Genomic DNA, 18984 nt, shown 5'->3' with positions numbered 1-18984 from the left:
CATGACAAACGACAATACTACCCATTTTGGTTTCAAACAGGTTCCCAAACAGGAAAAAGTGGCGCTGGTGCGCGGCGTATTCGACTCGGTTGCCAGCCAGTACGACGTGATGAACGACTTAATGTCCATGGGCATCCATCGCATCTGGAAACGGGTGGCGGTGCAACTGGCCAATGTTCGGGAAGGCGACAGCGTGCTTGATTTGGCCGGCGGCACTGGTGACTTGACCAAACTGTACGAAAAACGCGTGGGCAAATCCGGCCAAGTAGTACTGGCGGACATCAACGCCGCAATGCTGCGTACCGGCCGCGACCGTTTGATCGATCACGGTTTGAGCGGCAACATTCGTTACGCCCAAGTCAATGCCGAGTGCCTGCCGTTTGCCGATAACACTTTCGACTGCGTGACCATCGGCTTTGGCTTGCGCAACGTCACCGACAAGGACGCAGCCTTGCGGTCCATGTACCGGGTGTTGAAACCCGGCGGCCGCGTCATTGTGTTGGAGTTTTCGCATCCCATCGACCCGATCACCGAGAAAGTGTACGATTTCTACTCCTTCAACTTGCTGCCGAAAATCGGCGCGATTGTAGCCAAAGACGAAGACAGCTACCGCTATCTGGCCGAATCCATCCGCATGCACCCGAAACAGGACGAGCTAAAACAAATGATGGAAAACGCCGGCCTGGAACGTTGCGAGTACTTCAACATGACGCAAGGCATCGTTGCCGTGCACAGGGGTTATAAATTTTAAGCGTCCTGCTCGCCGATCTGAAAACAGGTATAGCCCATGGCTCTGAAACAATCTCAGCATTACATCAGCGAAGCCGAATATTTGCAGGGCGAGATGATCAGTGATGTAAAGCACGAGCTGATTGACGGCGAAGCTTACGCGATGGCCGTTGCCAGCCGTAACCATAATTTATTGGTTAGCAATACTGCGCGAATATTCGGCAATCATTTGCAAGACGGCCCCTGCGCCACCTTTTCCTCCGATTTGAAAATCAAGGCTGCGGCTAATTTTTTTTATCCCGATGTCATGGTGGTCTGCGCCGACGAAAACGGTGACGAGTACTACACCGAAAAGCCGACCATTATCGTCGAAGTGTTGTCCAAGGCCACCCGGCGCATGGACAAATCCACCAAACTCGCGGCCTACAAGGCCTTGCCCAGCCTGCAAGAATATGTGCAGATCGAACAGGATTTTGTCGATATCGAAATCTTACGTCGCTCGACCCACTGGCTGTCGGAACACTACTTCCTCGGCGACAGCCTCACCCTGGAATCAATAGATCTAAGCGTGGCAGTCAGCGATTTATACCAACGCGTTAATAACGAAGACATGCAAGAGTTCCTGCAACAACAGCAAGCACAGGCGCAGTAATGTCGAGCAGCGTTAAGTCATTATTCCTCGCCAGCCTCGAAACCGCTCTGAATCGGTATCTGACACTAGACGAGCATATCGAGCAATATCTGACGCCGATGGCCGGCAAAGTCATAGAGCTGCGAATCGACACTTTTAGCAGCAGCCTGTATTTCTGCCCCACCGCGCAAGGCATACAAATTCTGGAAAGCTATCCGAGCGCGGTCGATGCGACGCTGAGCGGTTCGCTGTCCGCTTTAGGCTTGATGGGCCTCAGCGCCACCCCGATGCGCTCGCTGTTCAAAGGCGAAGTTCGCATCGAAGGCGATACCCAACTGGCACGCCGTCTGCAGCGCCTGTTCGAAAAACTGGACATCAACCTGGAAAGCAAGATCGCCCGCTACACCGGCGATGCCTTTGCCCAGCGCCTGGCTAAGTTATTTCGCGGCAGCCGCGACTGGACTCAGCAAACCCTGACGACCTTTCGCTTAAACCTGGAAGAGTTTCTGCAAGAAGAAACCCGTGAGTTGCCGGCCAAATCGGAAGCCGAGTTATTTTTCCGAGAAATCGACACTTGCCGTAGTGATTGCGACCGCCTCAGCGCCCGCCTCGACCGTCTGGAAGCCTCGATCCACCCCACATCCGCGCCTCAATAACAAGGACCAGCAACGTGATTCGCCCGAAAATTCTGATGCGCCTCATCCACATCAACTGGGTGATGATGTTCCATGGCCTGGATGAAATTGTTTTAAAAACCCATTTATTCCGCCCCATCCGTTATATCGCGTTTTTGTCGCCGAACTATTGGACCAGCAAAGCCCGCGAGCCGCGCGGTGCGCGTATTCGCAAAACCCTGGAAGACTTGGGGCCGATCTACGTAAAATTCGGCCAAACCCTATCGACCCGCAAGGACTTGCTACCCGAAGACATCGCCGAAGAACTGGTCAAACTGCAAGATAAAGTCCCGCCATTTTCCGCCGAAACTGCCCGTAAAATCATCGAACAACAACTGGGGCAATCGATAGAAGAGGCCTTCGCCGAGTTCGATCCGCAACCCTTGGCCTCGGCCTCGGTCGCGCAAGTGCATACCGCAACGCTGAACAGCGGCGAAAAAGTGATTGTTAAAGTCTTACGCCCGGACATCGAAGACAAAATCCATTCCGACGTCGGCTTGCTATACGAATTGGCGCGCCTGGCCGAACGCTTCTGGGCCGACGCGCGCCGGCTACGGGCGATGGAAATCGTCGCCGAGTTCGAAAAGACCATTCTCGACGAGTTGGATCTGGTGCGGGAAGCCTCCAACGCCAGCGCCATCCGCGCCAATTTCAAGAACTCCGAGATGCTCTATATCCCGGAAATCCACTGGCCGCTGACCCGCCGCAAAGTGTTGGTGATGGAGCGCATCTACGGTATCCCGGTCGGCGACATCGAGGCCTTGCGCGCCGGTAATGCCGATTTCAAAAAGCTGGCCGAACGCGGCGTGGAAATCTTTTTTACCCAGGTGTTTCGCGACAATTTCTTCCACGCCGACATGCATCCCGGCAATATTTTCGTGCAATTGCCGGACAAATATCTGGCCGTGGATTTTGGCATTGTCGGCAGCCTGTCGAGCACCGACCAACGTTATCTGGCCGAAAATTTCCTGGCGTTCTTCAATCACGACTACCGAAAAGTCGCGCAAATGCACATCGAGTCCGGTTGGGTGCCGGCTTCGACAAGGGTGGAAGAATTCGAAGCCGCGATCCGTAGCGTCTGTGAGCCGATTTTCGAAAAACCCCTTAAAGACATTTCCTTCGGCTTGCTGCTGCTGAGACTATTCCAGACCGCCCGCCGCTTCGACATGGTGGTGCAGCCGCAACTGGTCTTACTGCAAAAAACCCTACTCAATATCGAGGGCCTGGGCCGCCAGCTCTACCCCGATCTGGATCTGTGGCAAACCGCCAAACCCTTCCTGGAAAACTGGTTCAAGGAGCGGGTCGGACCGGCGAAAAAAATCAAAGAACTTTTCGCCAAATTCCCGGAAATCGGCGAACAAATTCCCGAAGTGCCAGGCCTGATATTCCAAGCCCTGCAAAGCGCCGCACACATGGAGCAGCAGTTACAACAGCAACAGAAAGATATGCTGGAGCTACGTAAGCAACTGAAGCGCAATAATACCCGCACGTTGCGCGCTATCCTCAGCGCGGCGGTGTTGATTGCGGCAGCTATAGTGTTGCAGTCGCCGTTGTTGGGGGGGTGAGTGGTTGGTTTTCTTCAGAAGTCGGAATCAGGCTAGCCATTTACGATGAAATGGAAGATAGAAAGAAGGCAATATACCCTATAGAACAGAGGCTTATTGAGGCGACGCATGATAATTGGTAGATATACGGTTAACTATCTAATTCCTTGTTAGCCCTCAGAAAAGTAGATGACGTCAGAGAAATTCAAATTAGCGCGTGTTTCGGGGCAGCCCGTGAGTGACGAGGAGTTGCTCGCTGACCTTCGGCGGGTTGCCGAGATGCTTGGCGCATCGACCGTGTCGATGCCGAAGTATCGGGAGCTCGGAAAGTTCGACGATTCTAACCTCGCAAAGCGCTTTGGCACTTGGAATAGTGCCCTCTCAAAGGCGGGCCTTACGATATCAAATCAAGTAAACATCGCCGATGATCGTTTGTTTGAGAACATATTGACGCTCTGGCAACACTACGGTCGCCAACCGCGACGTAGTGAGCTTGCGCAGCCACCATCGACCATTTCGCAAAGTCCGTACAACCGCCGTTTTGGCTCTTGGTCTGCAGCGCTTGAAGCATTCGTCGAGTACGCAAATGACAGTGATGAGGCACCACCCACCAATCTCGACTCACCGGTATTGAGACGCAGAACCGGACGTGACCCATCGTTAAGGCTTCGCTGGCATGTACTTCAACGAGACCGTTTTACTTGTTGCGCCTGTGGCGCAAGTCCGGCGCTCATTTCTGGGGTTGAACTTCACGTTGATCATGTTGTTCCGTGGAGCAAAGGTGGCGAAACCGTTTTCGAAAATCTGCAAACACTTTGCTCGGCCTGCAATCTTGGCAAATCCAATGTGCATTCGGGCTAACATGGCGCTCAAGCCGACCCGCTTCCGCTACGCTCCAGCGGTCGGCTTAGCTCTACGTTACAGCCCCCAGCCGTGTAGGGTGGGCACGGTTTTTGTACCCACGCGGTCAATAGGCTTTCGTGTTTTGTGTCGCTAACGCGACAACTGATTTTAATGTCGGTTTCACGAAAAACGTCCTTGTTTTTCGCCCTGCGGATGCTCCGCATGCAAATCGGCTATCCTGCCGATTTGTCGGCCCGACAACCGAGATACTTTTCTTTGCTTGTCCAAAGAAAAGTATCCAAAAGAAAAGACACCCGGATGCCGCTTTGATCCTGCGCTCCTCGCTTTTGAACGGGGTTGCCGAAAGGGGCTTCCTGCCCCTTCGCCAACGCGATGCATCCCTGCATCGCCCCTAACGGGCTGTTCCGTTCAAAAGCTCCGGTGCTCGGCGCGGCATACGGGGAGAAAACCATCCCGATTTTCGGTAGGCATCTGTTGGTCCGACTAGCGAAGCGTAATCGGACGAATGTTGGCGTGTCTTACCTCGAAAATGGGCCAAACGATATTTCGCATATCCCTCGTTCCTCCGAATACGCTCCGCTATTCGGAGCTACACCACTATCCCACTAAATCCACAAGAATCGTCAAAGCTTTGAGCTCGCGACGGGGTTTCCCCGTATGCCGCGCCGAGCACCGGAGCTTTTATCGAGTTAAGCCCGAAGGGGTGCGGCAGGGATGCCGCACGTCGGCGTAGGGGCTGGGAAGCCCCTTCTGCCGACCCTCGATAAAAGCTCCGGAGCGCAGGACAAATCGGCAGGATAGCCGATTTGCATGCTTCGCACCCGAAGGGCGAGGCACAGGGATGTGCCGAGTGATTTAAGCGGCATCCGGGCCGCCTTTTCTTTGGGCACTTTCTTTTCGACTGCATGGAGCGGTTGCCGAGGCGGCGCAAAAGAAAGTATCGCGGTTGTCGGTCCGCGAACCGACATTAAAACCAACCGTCGCGTTAGCGACACCTATGACCAAGCTTTACATGTCACTCCCCCGATTACGCTGCGCTAATCGGGGCTACCCTTGGAGTTGCACAGACTTTTAAGTGCAATTTGCCCCGGTTTGAATTAGCATCGTGCGACCATTTTCTTGAAGCACCAGAACTTTGTATCAGCAATACTTCAATTTCAGCGAATTGCCTTTTTCAATCTCGCCCGATCCGCATTTCATGTACATGAGCGAGCGGCATCAGGAAGGGCTGGCGCATTTGCTGTATGGCATCAACAGGGGCGGCGGTTTCGTCGCCTTGACCGGGGAAGTAGGCACCGGGAAAACCACGCTCTGCCACTGCTTACTTCAGCAGTTGCCGGATAACGTCGATATAGCCCTGATATTGAATCCCAAGTTGACGGCTTTGGAACTGCTGGCAACCATCTGCGACGAATTGGGCATCCGCCACAACAGCATGCCGATAACGGCAAAAAATCTGATCGATGCCATCAATCACTATCTGCTGACCGCGTATGCCAATGGCCGGCGGACGGTTTTGTTGATCGATGAGGCCCAGAACCTGAGCATGACAGTGCTGGAGCAAATCCGGCTATTGACCAATCTGGAAACCAGCAAGGCCAAGTTGCTGCAAATCATTCTGGTTGGCCAACCCGAGCTGAACAAAATGCTGGCACGCCAGGATCTGCGTCAGCTCAATCAGCGCATCACCGCACGCTACCATTTACTGCCGCTCTCGCTGGAAGAGACCCGGGCTTATATTCAACATCGGCTAAGAGTCTGCAAAGGCAACTACCGTCTGTTCAACCCGGCGGCAATCCGCAAGGTTTACCAGTATTCGAGCGGCGTGCCGCGATTAATCAATATTTTGTGCGACCGAGCTTTGCTGGGTGCCTACGCAACCAATGCGGGAGTGATTACGCCGGCAATTATTCGCCGGGCTGCGGCTGAAGTGATGGGCTCGGCCCGGTCTAAATGGCGATGGTATGGCGCGACCGCTTTGGTTTTGTGCGTTGCCGCTACAATGGGATTTGAGCTGTGGCGTCCGGCTTTATCTTTGATCAAGCCTGCTAAGCCGGTCGCGACCCAGCAAACTGCCTTGCCGCCCCCCGTGACCGCAAAGATAGCAGAACCCAGCCTCAATCAACATCTTGAGAATACGGGACTGACATTGACGGGCGCACTCGCTGAAGCGCTGCAAGTTTGGCGGGAAACGGCGCCAGCCGACACTGCAGTGGACTGCCATGCAGTCGCCGCTCTGGGATTGAGTTGCTTATCAGGAAAGGCGAGTTGGCAAGAATTGCTGGGCATAGACCGCCCGGCCATTTTGGCGTTTTCGGGCGCAGCCGGGCAAAAGCACTACGCCTTGTTGACCAGCGTCGATCACGATCATGCTGAGCTCCGCGTCAAGAATGATACCCGGCAATTTCCGCTCGCCGAACTGTTGGCGAACTGGGATGGCAATTATCTGCTGCTGTGGCGGCCGCCGCGTCCAGGGATTACAGAAATCGCGCCGCCGCAGCAATCCGAAGCTGTGCTCTGGCTGCGAGAACGGCTGGAGAAGGTCAATGGGAAACCTGCCGGCGATATGGAATCCCCCATTTTCGATGAAACTCTTAAAGCCGAATTGATTGCTTTCCAACGCCGACAACATCTGACGCCCGACGGCATAGCTGGTGCCCGCACCCTGATACATTTGGATAACCAAAGCGTAGCCTCTGCTTCGCCCCATTTGGCAATAACCACTCGCTAGGCTTGTTGATATGTCTTACATTTTGAATGCATTGCGCAAATCCGAACGAGAACGCCAAGCCATACAGCCCGACACCGTGACCAGTCGTATTGCTGTTCAGCAAACACCCGAACGGCACAGCCTGACCAAGATCATTGTCGTGCTGATCCTGTTAAATTTGGCGATTCTGACCTATTTTCTCGGCATCGCGCCGCAGCCACCCGCAGACAAAACGCCGCCCGTCGCCACTATCGAAAAAACCGCGCCGTTACTGGCGAAAACAAACCCGCCGCTTCCAGCCGATAGCCCTGCAAAACCGGCTAGGATATCTCCCGCGCCCAAAATGGAGCAGCCTCGCAACCCGACGCCGGCAGCTGAGAAATTTGTAACTAACACGAAACAACCGGTCGAGCCGGTCCCACAGGTTAAACCGGCCGTGGCGCCGCAGCAGCCGGTAAAGCCTGTCCCAACGGCCATCGCCCAACCGACGCCGGCCAGCAAACCGATTACCGAGCCGGAACCGCGTTCAAGCATGATTCCGCAACAGCTCTCAGAACCCGGCGAGCCAGCTGCAAAAAAGCCGGAACCCATCAAAACCGCGCCAACACAGAATGATTTGCCCACTTTACAAGACTTGCCGCCGGAGGTGCGCCTATCGCTGCCCAGTCTGCCGATCAATGTATTTAGCTATTCATCAACGCCGACGGAGCGTTTCGTGATGATAGACATGATCAAATACGTACCCGGCCAGACCATCAAAAACCAGTTGGAACTGAAGGAAATAGTAGAGGACGGGATTATCGTCCGCTACGACGGCCGAGTGTTCAAGATCAAACGTTAATAGCTGCTGGCGGAACACCTATCGGCTTCCGCCCGACTCGTTTTAAGGTGCTTGGAATTCGTTCACAGCCAAGCTCAAAAACTGTATTTGGCTGAAAACTGCACCCGCTGTAACGCGCCGTCCCGACCATCGATCAACTCGCGCGTCGCATAGGTATATTCCACTCCCAACATAGCCTGACTGACCGGACTCCAGAGCAGATTGGCATGCACGGACTGCACCTGGTGGGTCAGCACCGTATTGGCATACGTCGGGTAGTCCCCCTGCGCAAAGCCGTAGGTAAGGTTAGAGCGCCATTGCTTATCCCACCAATGTTGATAAGACAACATTCCACCATAAGCTTCGACCAGCTCGATGGCGCCATGTTGATCAAGCGCTGCGTCAGCGAACGTGTTGTTAGTGGACGCATAGCGCGCATCGCCTTTGCCGTAATGCGCCATGAAACGAATATTATCCAAACCGAAGGTACTTATCCGACCGGCCATATTGACGCCGCCGCCCCACTCGGCTTGTCTGTAACCTGTCGTGCCATTGGTATAGCGGACTTGTCTGCCGACCACGGCCAAGGACACATTACCCCAATCCGGATTCAGATTGAGCCTTGCCATCAAATCCGGATAGCGATCCGCATTAGGAGTGGTGTAATAACCCGCATCCAGATTGGGATTGGCGCTTCTGCTTAATGAGGCTTCCAGCGCACTATCTACCCACAAACGGCTGCGCGGGGCCTCCAGCGCCAATTGCCACTCCATCGGCGTATCCAGCCAATTAAACGGCTGGCTCCAGCGCACCAGAGACTGGCGCAGACTGCTGACAGCACCAGCCGAACCGCCGACATCCAAGGTATCGGGTAAAGCCGAGACATTGAGATAGGTCGTCCAGGTCTGTCCGGCCAGAAAATGCCCAACAGAACCGTAGGCGTGGCGCAAGCGCGGCGTATACGTATAGGTAGCAGGGTCGCCAAAGAAATCCAGTTCGATATAGGTATTTATATCGCCCCACGTATTTGGGGTAAACGATTTAAACCACAAACGGCTTTCCTTGCTATGGAAGGCAATTTGGCCGCGCTCACCGGCCGCACCGACCGGAATTTGCGCCATCGCCAATTGCTGGTCGCCTAAACGATCACGTCCGGCACTGACGCTGTTAAACAGCGTATCCATTTTTACAAATCCGCCCAAACCCACTGAGGTATCGCTACCGGGAATTTTAAACGTGCCTTTTACATCGCCGACGGTCACCGCCGGTTTCTCTTTGGCTTTATCGTTAACGGCTCCGGAGCCGGCAAAGACCGGCGCTGCCGATGCCTCCATGGCATGGGCCGTATTGCTGAGCGATGACTTACTGGCGGCAACTTGCTCGGCTCGGTAATTCTGCAACTCCTGTTCCAACTGCTCTATCCGGGTGTTGGAACGCTCAACCTGAGTCTGTAACTGAGTCACCTGCTGACTCAAGGCTTTCAGCAAAGTCTTGATATCTTCATCGGCGGCCCACGCGGGACTTATCATCCAGCAGCACAGCAATATGCAGAATATCTTAATCAGTAGGGGTAATTTGATCATCATCTAGCCTCCAGCTTTCTAAACAAGGCGTGACAAGAGGTACAGGTCGTGTTGATTTCATGCAAACTATCCGGAATGGCGTCTATATGGTTTTGCTCGGTAATCAACTGCAATTGGCGCATCTCCTCCCGCAGCTTGTTGGCCAGTGCTATAAATGCGGTTTGTTCGCCGGCATTTAGCTGTAAGCCAGGCATAGCGGCAATCATGATTTCGACATTTGCCGCCAAATTCCGCGCTGCCTCACCGATTTGCCGGGAATACTTGCGGCGCTCGACGTCTAATTGCTGCTCGGTCATAAACCGCTCCTGCATCAAGTTGTCCATCCGATCCATCAACTCGCGCAATTGATTATCGCGTACCGCATGCAAAGCCGGCTGGCCGGTTTGAATCCGCCCGCCCTCCAGATGCGCATGCTGATTACTTTGATTGGAACAAGCGCTCAATATCAAGACTATCGCCGATAGATAAAGGGTTTTCATGGGTTGCGCTCCGGTTCGATCAATCTGAAAGATGCGGCGATTAGCCGCATCATGGTCTGGTTTAAGTTTACCCGATTCCGGTAGGGATATTTTTTCGGTCGCCATCTAGGGTAGCGTTCGCAGTTTAGGTATCATGCTGCTTCCGTTTTGCCGACAGGATACCGCCTATGTCACTTCTCGATTCGCTGTCCCAGCACACAGTGCTATTACCGGATGAACTGCGGACCTTGGCCGCCGACTTTTGTTCTCAACTCGACGAAAAACTGAGTCAGGAGCAACGCCAAATTTTCGGCAACGAAGTATTTTCCGCTTCGGTGCTAAAAGTCTGTGTTTGCAGCCAATTCATCAGTGACAGCTGGCTGCGCAATCCCGATCTGATTCCGGACCTGGTAACATCGACCGATTTATTCGCCCCCTTGCGCCGCGCCGATTATGCCGCCGCACTGCAACAGAGCGGCAAGGCTGAAGGCGAACCCGCATTAGCCAAGCAATTACGCTTATTCCGCCGCCGGGAGATGATCAGAATCGCCTGGCGCGATCTGGCCGGCTGGTCCGATCTGGACGAAACGCTGACCGATTTAACCGCACTGGCTGAGGCCTGCATTCAAACCGCGCTGGACTTTTTATACCGCCAGGCTTGCGCGCGTTGGGGCACGCCGACGCTGGCCGACGGCACACCGTTTAATATCGTGGTGCTGGGGATGGGCAAACTCGGCGCCTGGGAACTGAATTATTCCTCGGACATAGACCTGATCTTTGCTTACGCCGAGGACGGCGTCCTCACCGAGAAAAAGGAAATTAGTTACGGCGAATTTTTCACCCGCATCTGCCGGTCGCTGGTAAAAATGCTGGACGAGATAACCGTGGACGGTTTTGTGTTCCGCACCGACGTGCGCCTACGGCCGTTCGGCGATAGCGGCCCATTGATCATGAATTTCGACGGCATGGAGCAATACTATCTGACTCAAGCCAGAGAATGGGAACGCTATGCGATGATCAAGGCCCGGCAAGTGGCTGGGGACTTTAACACCGGCAAGCAACTAGCGGCGCTGATCAAACCTTTTGTCTATCGCCGCTATCTGGATTACGGCGCATTCGAGGAACTGCGCTCCTTAAAATTCCAGATTGCCCAGGAACTGAAACGCCGCGACCGCGCCGACAATGTCAAGCTCGGCCCCGGCGGCATCCGCGAAGTGGAATTCATTGGCCAGGCCTTTCAGTTGATCCGCGGCGGCCAGGATGTCGCGCTGCAACAACGGGAAATCCAGACCATCCTCACGGTACTGGAAGAACTGGAGTTGATGATCGTTGAGGATGTGGCAACCTTAAAATTTGCCTACCGTTTTTTGCGCCGCGTCGAAAACCACATACAACAATACCAGGACAAACAAACGCACGACCTTCCCGCCAATCCGCTGGCGCAACGGATTCTGGCGTATTCGCTGGACTTCGAGGATTGGAGCGCTTTCAAAGCCGAGTTGGATAAGGTGCGCGCATCGGTGCAGGATATTTTCGAGCAGGTGTTTTCGCTCAGCGACCAGGACAACAAACAACAAAGCGCCCGCTTGATATGGTCCAGCCGCGCCGACAACGAACTGGCGCTGGAAGCGCTGACAGACTATGGCTTTGCCGACCCGCTGAGCCTACAAAAAGCTCTCGTCGATTTTAAGGAATCGCACGCCATTAAACGCATGACCAGCAAGGGCGCCGGGGTGTTGGACCGGTTAATGCCGCAACTGATAGAGCAAGTATCAAGCAGCGAAAATGCCGACGCGACCTTGCTGCGCATTCTGGATTTATTCGAAGCCGTAGCCGGCCGCAACGTCTATCTGGCCTTGCTGGCCGAAAACCCGGACGCGCTGAATCAATTAATCAAACTAGCGGCAGCTAGTCCGTGGATTTGCGAATATTTATCGCTGTATCCGATTCTATTCGACGAATTGCTGGATACCCGCTCGCTCTACGACCCGCTGCAAAAACAGGCCTTGCGCGAGGACTTGCAACGCGAACTCGCCCGCGTCGATACCCAGGACAGCGAGCAGCTGATGATTGCATTACGCCAGTTCAAACACTTGAACGTGTTGCGGGTGGCTGCCGCCGACATCATGGGCGTAATTCCGGTGATGATCGTCAGTGACTATCTAACCTGGACCGCCGAAGCCATTCTGGAACAGGTCTTGCGGTGCGCCTGGCACATGCTGGTCAGCAAGCATGGCCACCCGCCCGGCACCGGTCCTGATCCGCAGAATTTTGCGATCATTGCCTTCGGCAAATTCGGCGGCATCGAACTGGGCTATGGCTCCGATCTGGATTTGGTGTTTTTATACGCGTGCGCCGACGGTGACGCGCAAACCAACGGCGAAAAACCGATCAATGCCGGTCAATTTTATTTACGTCTGGGCCAAAAAATCCGCCATATTCTGGATACCAAAATGCTGTCCGGCATTCTCTATGAGGCCGACTTGCGCTTGCGGCCCAACGGCGATTCCGGCTTGCTGGTCACGCATATCGACCATTACGAAGCGTATTTAAAAAACGAGGCCTGGACCTGGGAACATCAAGCCTTGGTTCGCGGCCGTTTCGTGGCCGGCGACGAAAGCTTAAAACACAGCTACGAAGCAATCCGCGGCCGGATTTTAGCCTTGCCCAGAGACCGCGAAGAGTTGAAAACCCAGGTGCGGGAGATGCGCGAAAAAATGCGCGACAACCTGGCCCCGAAAGACCCGGCGGTATTCGATCTAAAGCAAAGCCAGGGCGGCATCGCCGACATCGAGTTCATCGTCCAATTCGGCGTACTGGCCGAAACCGCACAGCAGCCGAGTCTGGCGACTTACACTGACAACGTCCGCCTGCTGGAAGGCTTGCAAAAGCATGGTTTTATTTCCCCGGTCGATGCCTCGCTGTTAAAACGAGCCTATTGCGCCTATCGCGATTACGGCCATCATCAGGTTCTGCAAGGCCTCAGCGCCACGGCGCACGGTGATGAGTTTCAAGAACTGCGCGCCGAAGTGGAACGGATTTGGCTACAGTTTATGCTCTGATGCTGACCGAATGAAAATGTAGGGGGCGAATTCATTCGCCCTATCAGCGGTTCCCTCGGCGAGTTGATTCGCCCCACATTGTAAAACCTGGAGCAATTTATGAAATATTGGTTACTGCTATGTTTGGCAGCATTCTCGACCCAGCTGGCCGCCAACGGCAGGCCCGGAAAATTCGACGCTTACGTGCTGGCTTTGTCGTGGTCGCCGACTTATTGCGAAGAACAACCCAAAGACCGCGAACAGTGCGGCAAAAAATTAGGCTTGGTGCTGCATGGCTTATGGCCCCAATACAATGTGGGCTATCCAAGTTTTTGCACCAAGGAAGCCTATGCGCCTAGCCAAGCGCAAGCATTTCCCGAACTATATCCTTCCGAATTTTTATTCGAACACGAATGGGAAAAACACGGCACCTGCTCCGGACTGACCCAAACCGGTTATTTTCAATTATCGCAAGCGCTGAAAGGCAAAGTAACCATCCCGGAAGACTACCAAAATCCGCAAAAACCTTTCAGAACCACCGCGGATGGACTGAAAAATGCCTTTACCGAAGCCAACCCGTGGTTGAAAAAACCAGCCATCGCCCCGTTCTGTAGCGGCGGGGGACGCTTCTTCAAGGAGATATTCGTGTGTCTGGATAAACGCGGCGCAGCAACCGGTTGCGGCGCCGACGTGGTGAAAAGCGCAGCGAAGTCTTGCGGGCAAAAGGATTTTTTGGTGCGCAATATTAAATAGCTGCGCTGGCTTTAGCGCGATTTTTTGACGATTGCCAGCCTCGCAACCGTAAGGTTAAAAGACGTAAACTGGCTATCCACTCTATCTAAACGGAGACGGCCATGCGTAGCGAAATCAACATTAGCCCCAAGGGTTTGCAAATCAGAGCAATCGCCGGCACTTACGTAGTGTTGTTGGCATTTACCTGCCCCAAAGCCTATTGCAGCGGTTTACTCGGCTTTGGCATCCGCCGCGAAGATCATGAGAACGGCGAAGTGACTTGGTTGCGCGGCTTGAAGCGCTTCGATCTACCCGGCGATGAAGGCTACAGTGTCAGCTCACGTTATCACCCGATCCAGAAATTTCATTGGGGCGACTACACCACCAAACCTGGCCGCACGTATACTTACACCCTACACGCCCTGACCGGAAAACCGGGCGCATTAAAGACTTTCGAATCCGTTGCAGTGCAAGTCCGTTGCGAACAACCGATCGCCGTCGGCAGCAAAGGACATGCCGTGCATTTTAATCGCAGCGCCGCCGCCAGCCAGGCTTTCGCGTCGCGTTTTCCGCACTTGCCGCCCGGCGAAATCGTCGATCAGAACGCGCGCCGCTGGCTATCGCGCGGCTTGGAGGAAGCCCTGATCGCCTATATCGATGCCGCCAAAGCTAAACAGGGTTTACATTTATTTTTATACGAATTGGCCAAAGACACGTTTTTCGAGGCTTTGAAACGCGCCAAGCTGCGCAAGGTTAAACTGGAAATTCTGTACGACGGCTTGCTGGACAGCAAAGGCGACGGCCCCGCGCTAGACGCGCTGCCGCAAATCAAAAAATACGGTTTAAAAAGCGTCTGCAAGGCCCGTACCGGTGCCGGCTTGAATATCTCGCATAACAAATTCATGGTACTCAGCAACGGCAAAGGCCAACCGATTTCGGTGTGGACCGGCTCCACTAATTTCACCGATGGCGCGATTTACGGGCAGTCCAACGTCGGTCACGTCATCAGCGATGCCACAGTCGCCAAACAATATTTAGCTTGGCATCAAGCCGTCTGGAAGAATCCCAGTTTACCGGGAGCCGATTCGCGGAAACTGGTGATGAGCTTAACCCAACCGCCGGCAACGACAGCGGCGGGATCGCATTTGGTACTCAGCCCGCGTAGATCAACCGAAGCCATCAGCGAATGCGCGGAATGGGTAAAAGCAAGCAAACGCCTGATCTGCTTTACCGCACCGTTTGCGATGCACGACGAACTGGAAGCCGCCCTAGTCACAGCACCTGCACACGTGCTGGGTTTGTTGAATACCCGCAGCGTAGTGGATAAAGCCTTGCACGACGCCCCCAACACCCAACTGGCGGCCAGCGCCGCCATTAACGAAAAATCAGTCCTGGAAGTATGGCAAGGCCGATTATTAGCCGAGTCCAAGCATCATTCCGGCGTACACGTGCATACCAAAATTCTGCTGGTAGACCCGCTCTCCGACAAGCCATTGGTCGTCACCGGCTCGGCCAACTTCAGCACCAACTCCTGCAAGTTCAACGACGAAAACCAGTTATTCATCATCGGCGATACAGCGGTTGCCGACGTTTATTTGGGCGAGTTTATGCGCATGTTCGATCATTACTATTTCCGCGACCATGTCAGCTGGATAGCTAAACAACAGAAAACCGATCCCAAAGCCGGTTTTTTGGACGCCACCGATCAATGGGCTTTGCGCTTTTTCGACGGCGGCGAGCGGGAGGCGGCACGGTTGGCATTTTTTGGTTGAGCTTGGAGTATTCGGAGCGATTCGATGTTTAGAAAGATTGGTGCAGTTGTTGTTCCATAAAAACCAGACTGCAATTCGCCCGCCGTGGGCCGACGTAGGTACGGTGAGTTTACAAACCGCACCCTTCTGAAGGATGCGGTGCATGCTGTATACGGCAGCCTACGTTTTAACGCATCTGATCCAATTAATTTCCGCGCTTGGACCGCCCAAAGCCAACAAACCCCGCCAAGGCAGTACCGAACAACCAGACGGCGGCGGGAACCGAAACCGCAGCGGGCGTGGCGATAAAGCCGTGCGCACCACTAGCATCGAGAAAATAGCCTGCCACCTGGCCGTTATTATTAATACCGTAGGCATAAGTGCCGTTTGTGGCATCGGGCACATCCAGAGCCTCGAAGGTACTGCCGTTATAGACGAAGCCCTTATCTCTATTGGCCGCAAAATCGTAGAAATTCCCCACCACGTGGCTAAGATCATTGATGCCGTAGGCAAATGTGTAAGTTGTGTTAGGCGCATCAAAGGTCTTGTAACTGCTACCGTTATAAATAAAACCGTGATACCCGTTCTGATCCAGAAAATAGCCGGTAGTTTGGCCGATATTGTTGATGCCGTAAACATAAGTGGTGCCGCTCTGTGAATTGGGAGCGTCAAGGATTTTGTAATTACTGCCGTCGAAAGTGAAACCATGATAGCCGGTGTCGTTCCAAATAAAACCTGCGGCCTGACCGGCGTCATTGATGACATATCTGAATATTGAGTCTGCGCCCGGTACGTCTCGAGTCTGGTAACTGCTGCCGTCGTAAACGAAGCCATGCCTCGCTCCGTCGTAGTGAGTTGTTCCGGACACTTGCCCTCCAGCGTTAACGCTGTTCGCATCCGTGTAGTATGTATTGGGAACATCGAGCGTAGTGTAGCCGGCGCTGGTGGATACGAAGCCATGGTAGTGATTGTATCCAGCAGGGTTGGTGAAATATCCGACGACCTGTCCGCTGGCATTGATGCCGAACACAAAGGTTCCGCCTGTTCCGAGAGCGTACACTCCGGCAACGGCGTCGGGTGCGTCAAAATAGCTGTATGTATAAGAAGCCATGGCCTGGGTTGCGGGCGTCAGGGCCAGCAATCCTCCACTAAAGACCGATAAAACAAGATGCTTTCTACTATTGTATTCCATGTATTGATTACCTTTTACTTTGCTCGAACACGTAAAATATCTATCATTTAAACTGATGGGATCGCGATTTTCCATGATCGAGTTTATGACGTCAAATGCAACCCCATCTTTACCAAGCTTTACCTTTCCAGTATTGCCAACAAAGATACCAAAGCATAAACTCCCCTCAGGCTTGGCAGACGATTTGAGCTAGCGCTCCCGCACTCCGCAAGCCACCTCCTGCTATCCGCTGTCGAAGCCATCGCCACTACTGCTGGTCGGGAAAATATCCGTAACCCCAAAGTAGCCATTGATTAGTGCCATGCCGCAATCTCCCGATTCATCGTTAAACCGCCAACGTCTGCGCTGGCTCATCGTGTTTTCTCTGGTTATCGCGGGTGCCCTCGGCGGCTGGCATTTTCTCAAACAACCCAAAAATGCCGACCAGGACCACGTCGATAGCGTGGAAGTGACCCTGGGCGATCTTGAAGAAAACGTCACCGCTCAAGGCAAACTGGAACCCAAGGAATACGTGGATGTCGGCGCACAGGTCACCGGCCAGTTGCAAAAAATCTACGTCAAAATCGGCGATAACGTCCAGGCCGGCCAGTTGTTGGCACAAATCGATCCGCGCATCTACGCCGCTCGCGTGGCCGCCGACGAAGCCAATATCAAGAACTTGCAGGCGCAACTAGCCGGCCAACAGGCTCAAGTAGTGTTTGCTCAACAACAATACGATCGTAACCGCGAGTTGCTGCAAAGCAAAGGCATCAGCGTCCAGGATTTTCAGAATAGCGAGTTCACCTTAAAAAACGCCAAAGCCACCGCCGAATCACTGCAAGCGCAAATCGAACAAGTGCAATCGACCTTAAACGGCGACAAGACCAACCTGGGTTTTACCAAAATCTTTGCCTCCATGGACGGCACCATGGTCGATCAGAAAGCCCGCGAAGGCCAAACCTTGAACGCCAACCAAACCACCCCGACCATCCTGCAACTGGCCAAGCTGGACACCATGACGGTGCGCGCCCAGGTAGCGGAGGCCGATGTGATGCGTTTGCGCTCGGACATGCCGGTGTATTTCACCACGCTGGGCTCCGGCGAACGGCGCTGGCAAGGCACGGTGCGACAGATTTTGCCGACGCCGGAAGTGATCAATAATGTGGTGCTGTACAACGTATTGGTTGATGTGGATAACCGCGACCGGCAGCTAATGACCGGCATGAGCACGCAAATGTTCTTTGTATTGGGCAAGGCCGAACAAGTGCCGCTGATTCCCGTCAATGTCCTGGGGCCGCGCCAGCGTAACCAGGATCAAAACGACGGCCACGCTTACCAAGTGAAAGTGCTTACCGAGCAAGGCCCGCAAGACAAAATCGTACAAATTGGCTTGAGAACCCGGCGCTTCGTGCAAGTACTGGCAGGTCTAGCGGCAGGCGACCGGGTGCAAATCCCGGCCGGTAAAGAGGATAAAGCCAAAAACCGCAAAAAAGACCAAGGCTATCCCGGTGCCGGAGTCCCCAGACTATGAGCGCCCTGCCCCTGCTGGAACTTAAACATATTCAGCGTTTTTATCCCAACGGCGACAGCATTGTCCGCGCCTTGGACGATGTGTCTTTGACCATCTGGCCCGGCGAATTTGTGGCCATCATCGGCCAGTCCGGTTCCGGAAAATCGACGTTGATGAATCTGATCGGCTGCCTGGATAAGGCCGACGTCGGCAGCTACCGGGTGCTGGGCCAGAGCGTTGCCGAGCTAGATGCCGATCAACTGGCAGCGCTGCGCCGGGAAAGTTTTGGTTTTGTGTTCCAGCGTTACAACTTGTTGAACACCGCCAGCGCCGCCGAAAATATCGAAATCCCCGCCCTGTACGCCGGCCTAAACAAGCCTGAGCGCCGACAGCGGGCTTTGCAACTGCTCGGCAAATTGGGCTTGGCAGACCGCAGCGAACACAAACCCATGCAACTCTCCGGCGGCCAGCAACAGCGCGTTGCTATCGCCCGCGCTTTAATGAACGACCCGCCGGTAATCCTGGCCGACGAACCCACCGGCGCGCTGGATAGCCAGAGCGGCACCGAAGTGATGGCCCTGTTAAAAGCCCTACACCAGGAAGGCCGCACCATTTTACTGATTACCCACGACGACAAAGTCGCCGCGCATGCCCAGCGCATTGTGCACATCGCCGACGGTAAAATCGTCAGCGACGGTGTAGCCAATCGCAACGGACAACGGCTGGCGCCAGCCGCGCATCGCGGCATCGGCGCCGCCGGCCTGCT

Annotated in this window: 16 protein-coding genes; 12 read left to right on the top strand and 4 right to left on the bottom strand. The window is 54.2% G+C overall.

The genetic code is table 11. From position 1 onward, the window contains the following. Position 1 precedes the first annotated feature (1 nt). The 7 genes from ubiE to NP589_RS06990 all read left to right on the top strand — a co-directional run bounded on the left by ubiE (position 2) and on the right by NP589_RS06990 (position 7993). Positions 2-751: a bifunctional demethylmenaquinone methyltransferase/2-methoxy-6-polyprenyl-1,4-benzoquinol methylase UbiE gene (ubiE, locus tag NP589_RS07020; protein ID WP_020483117.1), complete on the top strand. Its 750-nt coding sequence runs from the start codon at positions 2-4 to the stop codon at positions 749-751. Positions 752-787: 36 nt separating this feature from the next. Beyond that, complete coding sequence (locus tag NP589_RS07015; protein WP_256606332.1) at positions 788-1381, top strand: Uma2 family endonuclease; 594 nt, start codon at positions 788-790, stop codon at positions 1379-1381. Next, positions 1381-2016, top strand: a complete 636-nt coding sequence (locus tag NP589_RS07010; RefSeq protein ID WP_256606331.1) for a ubiquinone biosynthesis accessory factor UbiJ — start codon at positions 1381-1383, stop codon at positions 2014-2016. Before NP589_RS07015 ends, NP589_RS07010 begins: the two co-directional genes overlap by 1 nt. A 14-nt stretch (positions 2017-2030) precedes the next feature. Next, positions 2031-3599 (top strand): ubiquinone biosynthesis regulatory protein kinase UbiB, encoded by a 1569-nt coding sequence (gene ubiB, locus NP589_RS07005; protein ID WP_371929651.1) that lies wholly within the window; start codon positions 2031-2033, stop codon positions 3597-3599. Between the two features lie 168 nt (positions 3600-3767). Further along, complete coding sequence (locus NP589_RS07000) at positions 3768-4439, top strand: homing endonuclease associated repeat-containing protein (RefSeq protein ID WP_256606330.1); 672 nt, start codon at positions 3768-3770, stop codon at positions 4437-4439. A gap of 1138 nt (positions 4440-5577) precedes the next feature. Further along, entirely contained in the window at positions 5578-7173 is a 1596-nt protein-coding gene (locus tag NP589_RS06995) for an ExeA family protein (RefSeq protein WP_256606329.1), read from the top strand. 10 nt (positions 7174-7183) lie between these two features. Beyond that, entirely contained in the window at positions 7184-7993 is an 810-nt protein-coding gene (locus NP589_RS06990) for a general secretion pathway protein GspB (RefSeq protein WP_256606328.1), read from the top strand. 74 nt (positions 7994-8067) lie between these two features. Here the strand turns inward: NP589_RS06990 and NP589_RS06985 are convergent, their stop codons facing one another. Both NP589_RS06985 and NP589_RS06980 read right to left on the bottom strand, forming a co-directional pair. After that, positions 8068-9555 (bottom strand): DcaP family trimeric outer membrane transporter, encoded by a 1488-nt coding sequence (locus NP589_RS06985; protein WP_256606327.1) that lies wholly within the window; start codon positions 9553-9555, stop codon positions 8068-8070. Beyond that, positions 9555-10034, bottom strand: a complete 480-nt coding sequence (locus NP589_RS06980; RefSeq protein WP_256606326.1) for a hypothetical protein — start codon at positions 10032-10034, stop codon at positions 9555-9557. The genes NP589_RS06985 and NP589_RS06980 overlap by 1 nt, the downstream gene beginning before the upstream one ends. A gap of 167 nt (positions 10035-10201) precedes the next feature. Here NP589_RS06980 and glnE point away from each other — a divergent pair, with 167 nt between their 5' ends. From glnE to NP589_RS06965, 3 genes are all read left to right on the top strand, one after another. Then, positions 10202-13075: a bifunctional [glutamate--ammonia ligase]-adenylyl-L-tyrosine phosphorylase/[glutamate--ammonia-ligase] adenylyltransferase gene (glnE, locus tag NP589_RS06975; RefSeq protein ID WP_256606325.1), complete on the top strand. Its 2874-nt coding sequence runs from the start codon at positions 10202-10204 to the stop codon at positions 13073-13075. A 99-nt stretch (positions 13076-13174) separates the two neighbouring features. Beyond that, positions 13175-13807 (top strand): ribonuclease T2 family protein, encoded by a 633-nt coding sequence (locus NP589_RS06970; RefSeq protein ID WP_256606324.1) that lies wholly within the window; start codon positions 13175-13177, stop codon positions 13805-13807. 101 nt (positions 13808-13908) lie between these two features. Continuing rightward, complete coding sequence (locus tag NP589_RS06965; protein WP_256606323.1) at positions 13909-15558, top strand: phospholipase D-like domain-containing protein; 1650 nt, start codon at positions 13909-13911, stop codon at positions 15556-15558. Positions 15559-15742: 184 nt separating this feature from the next. Here NP589_RS06965 and NP589_RS06960 read toward each other — a convergent pair whose 3' ends face one another. After that, a complete protein-coding gene (locus tag NP589_RS06960; RefSeq protein WP_256606322.1) occupies positions 15743-16804 on the bottom strand; it encodes a DUF3466 family protein in 1062 nt (353 codons plus the stop codon). A 147-nt stretch (positions 16805-16951) separates the two neighbouring features. Then, on the bottom strand, positions 16952-17083 hold the full coding sequence (locus NP589_RS06955; protein ID WP_256606321.1) for a hypothetical protein: 132 nt from the start codon (positions 17081-17083) through the stop codon (positions 16952-16954). A gap of 1 nt (position 17084) precedes the next feature. Between NP589_RS06955 and NP589_RS06950 the strand changes: the two genes are divergently transcribed. Beyond that, positions 17085-18239 (top strand): efflux RND transporter periplasmic adaptor subunit, encoded by a 1155-nt coding sequence (locus tag NP589_RS06950; RefSeq protein WP_256606320.1) that lies wholly within the window; start codon positions 17085-17087, stop codon positions 18237-18239. Further along, the coding region (locus tag NP589_RS06945) for an ABC transporter ATP-binding protein (protein ID WP_256606319.1) at positions 18236-18984 on the top strand (749 nt) is incomplete at its 3' end. The genes NP589_RS06950 and NP589_RS06945, both read left to right, overlap by 4 nt.

This window comes from Methylomonas rosea (assembly GCF_024505055.1).
Classification (GTDB): Bacteria; Pseudomonadota; Gammaproteobacteria; order Methylococcales; family Methylomonadaceae; genus Methylomonas; species Methylomonas rosea.
The sequence above is the reverse complement of the archived record's forward strand: the minus strand, read 5'-3'. Positions and strand labels throughout refer to the sequence as shown.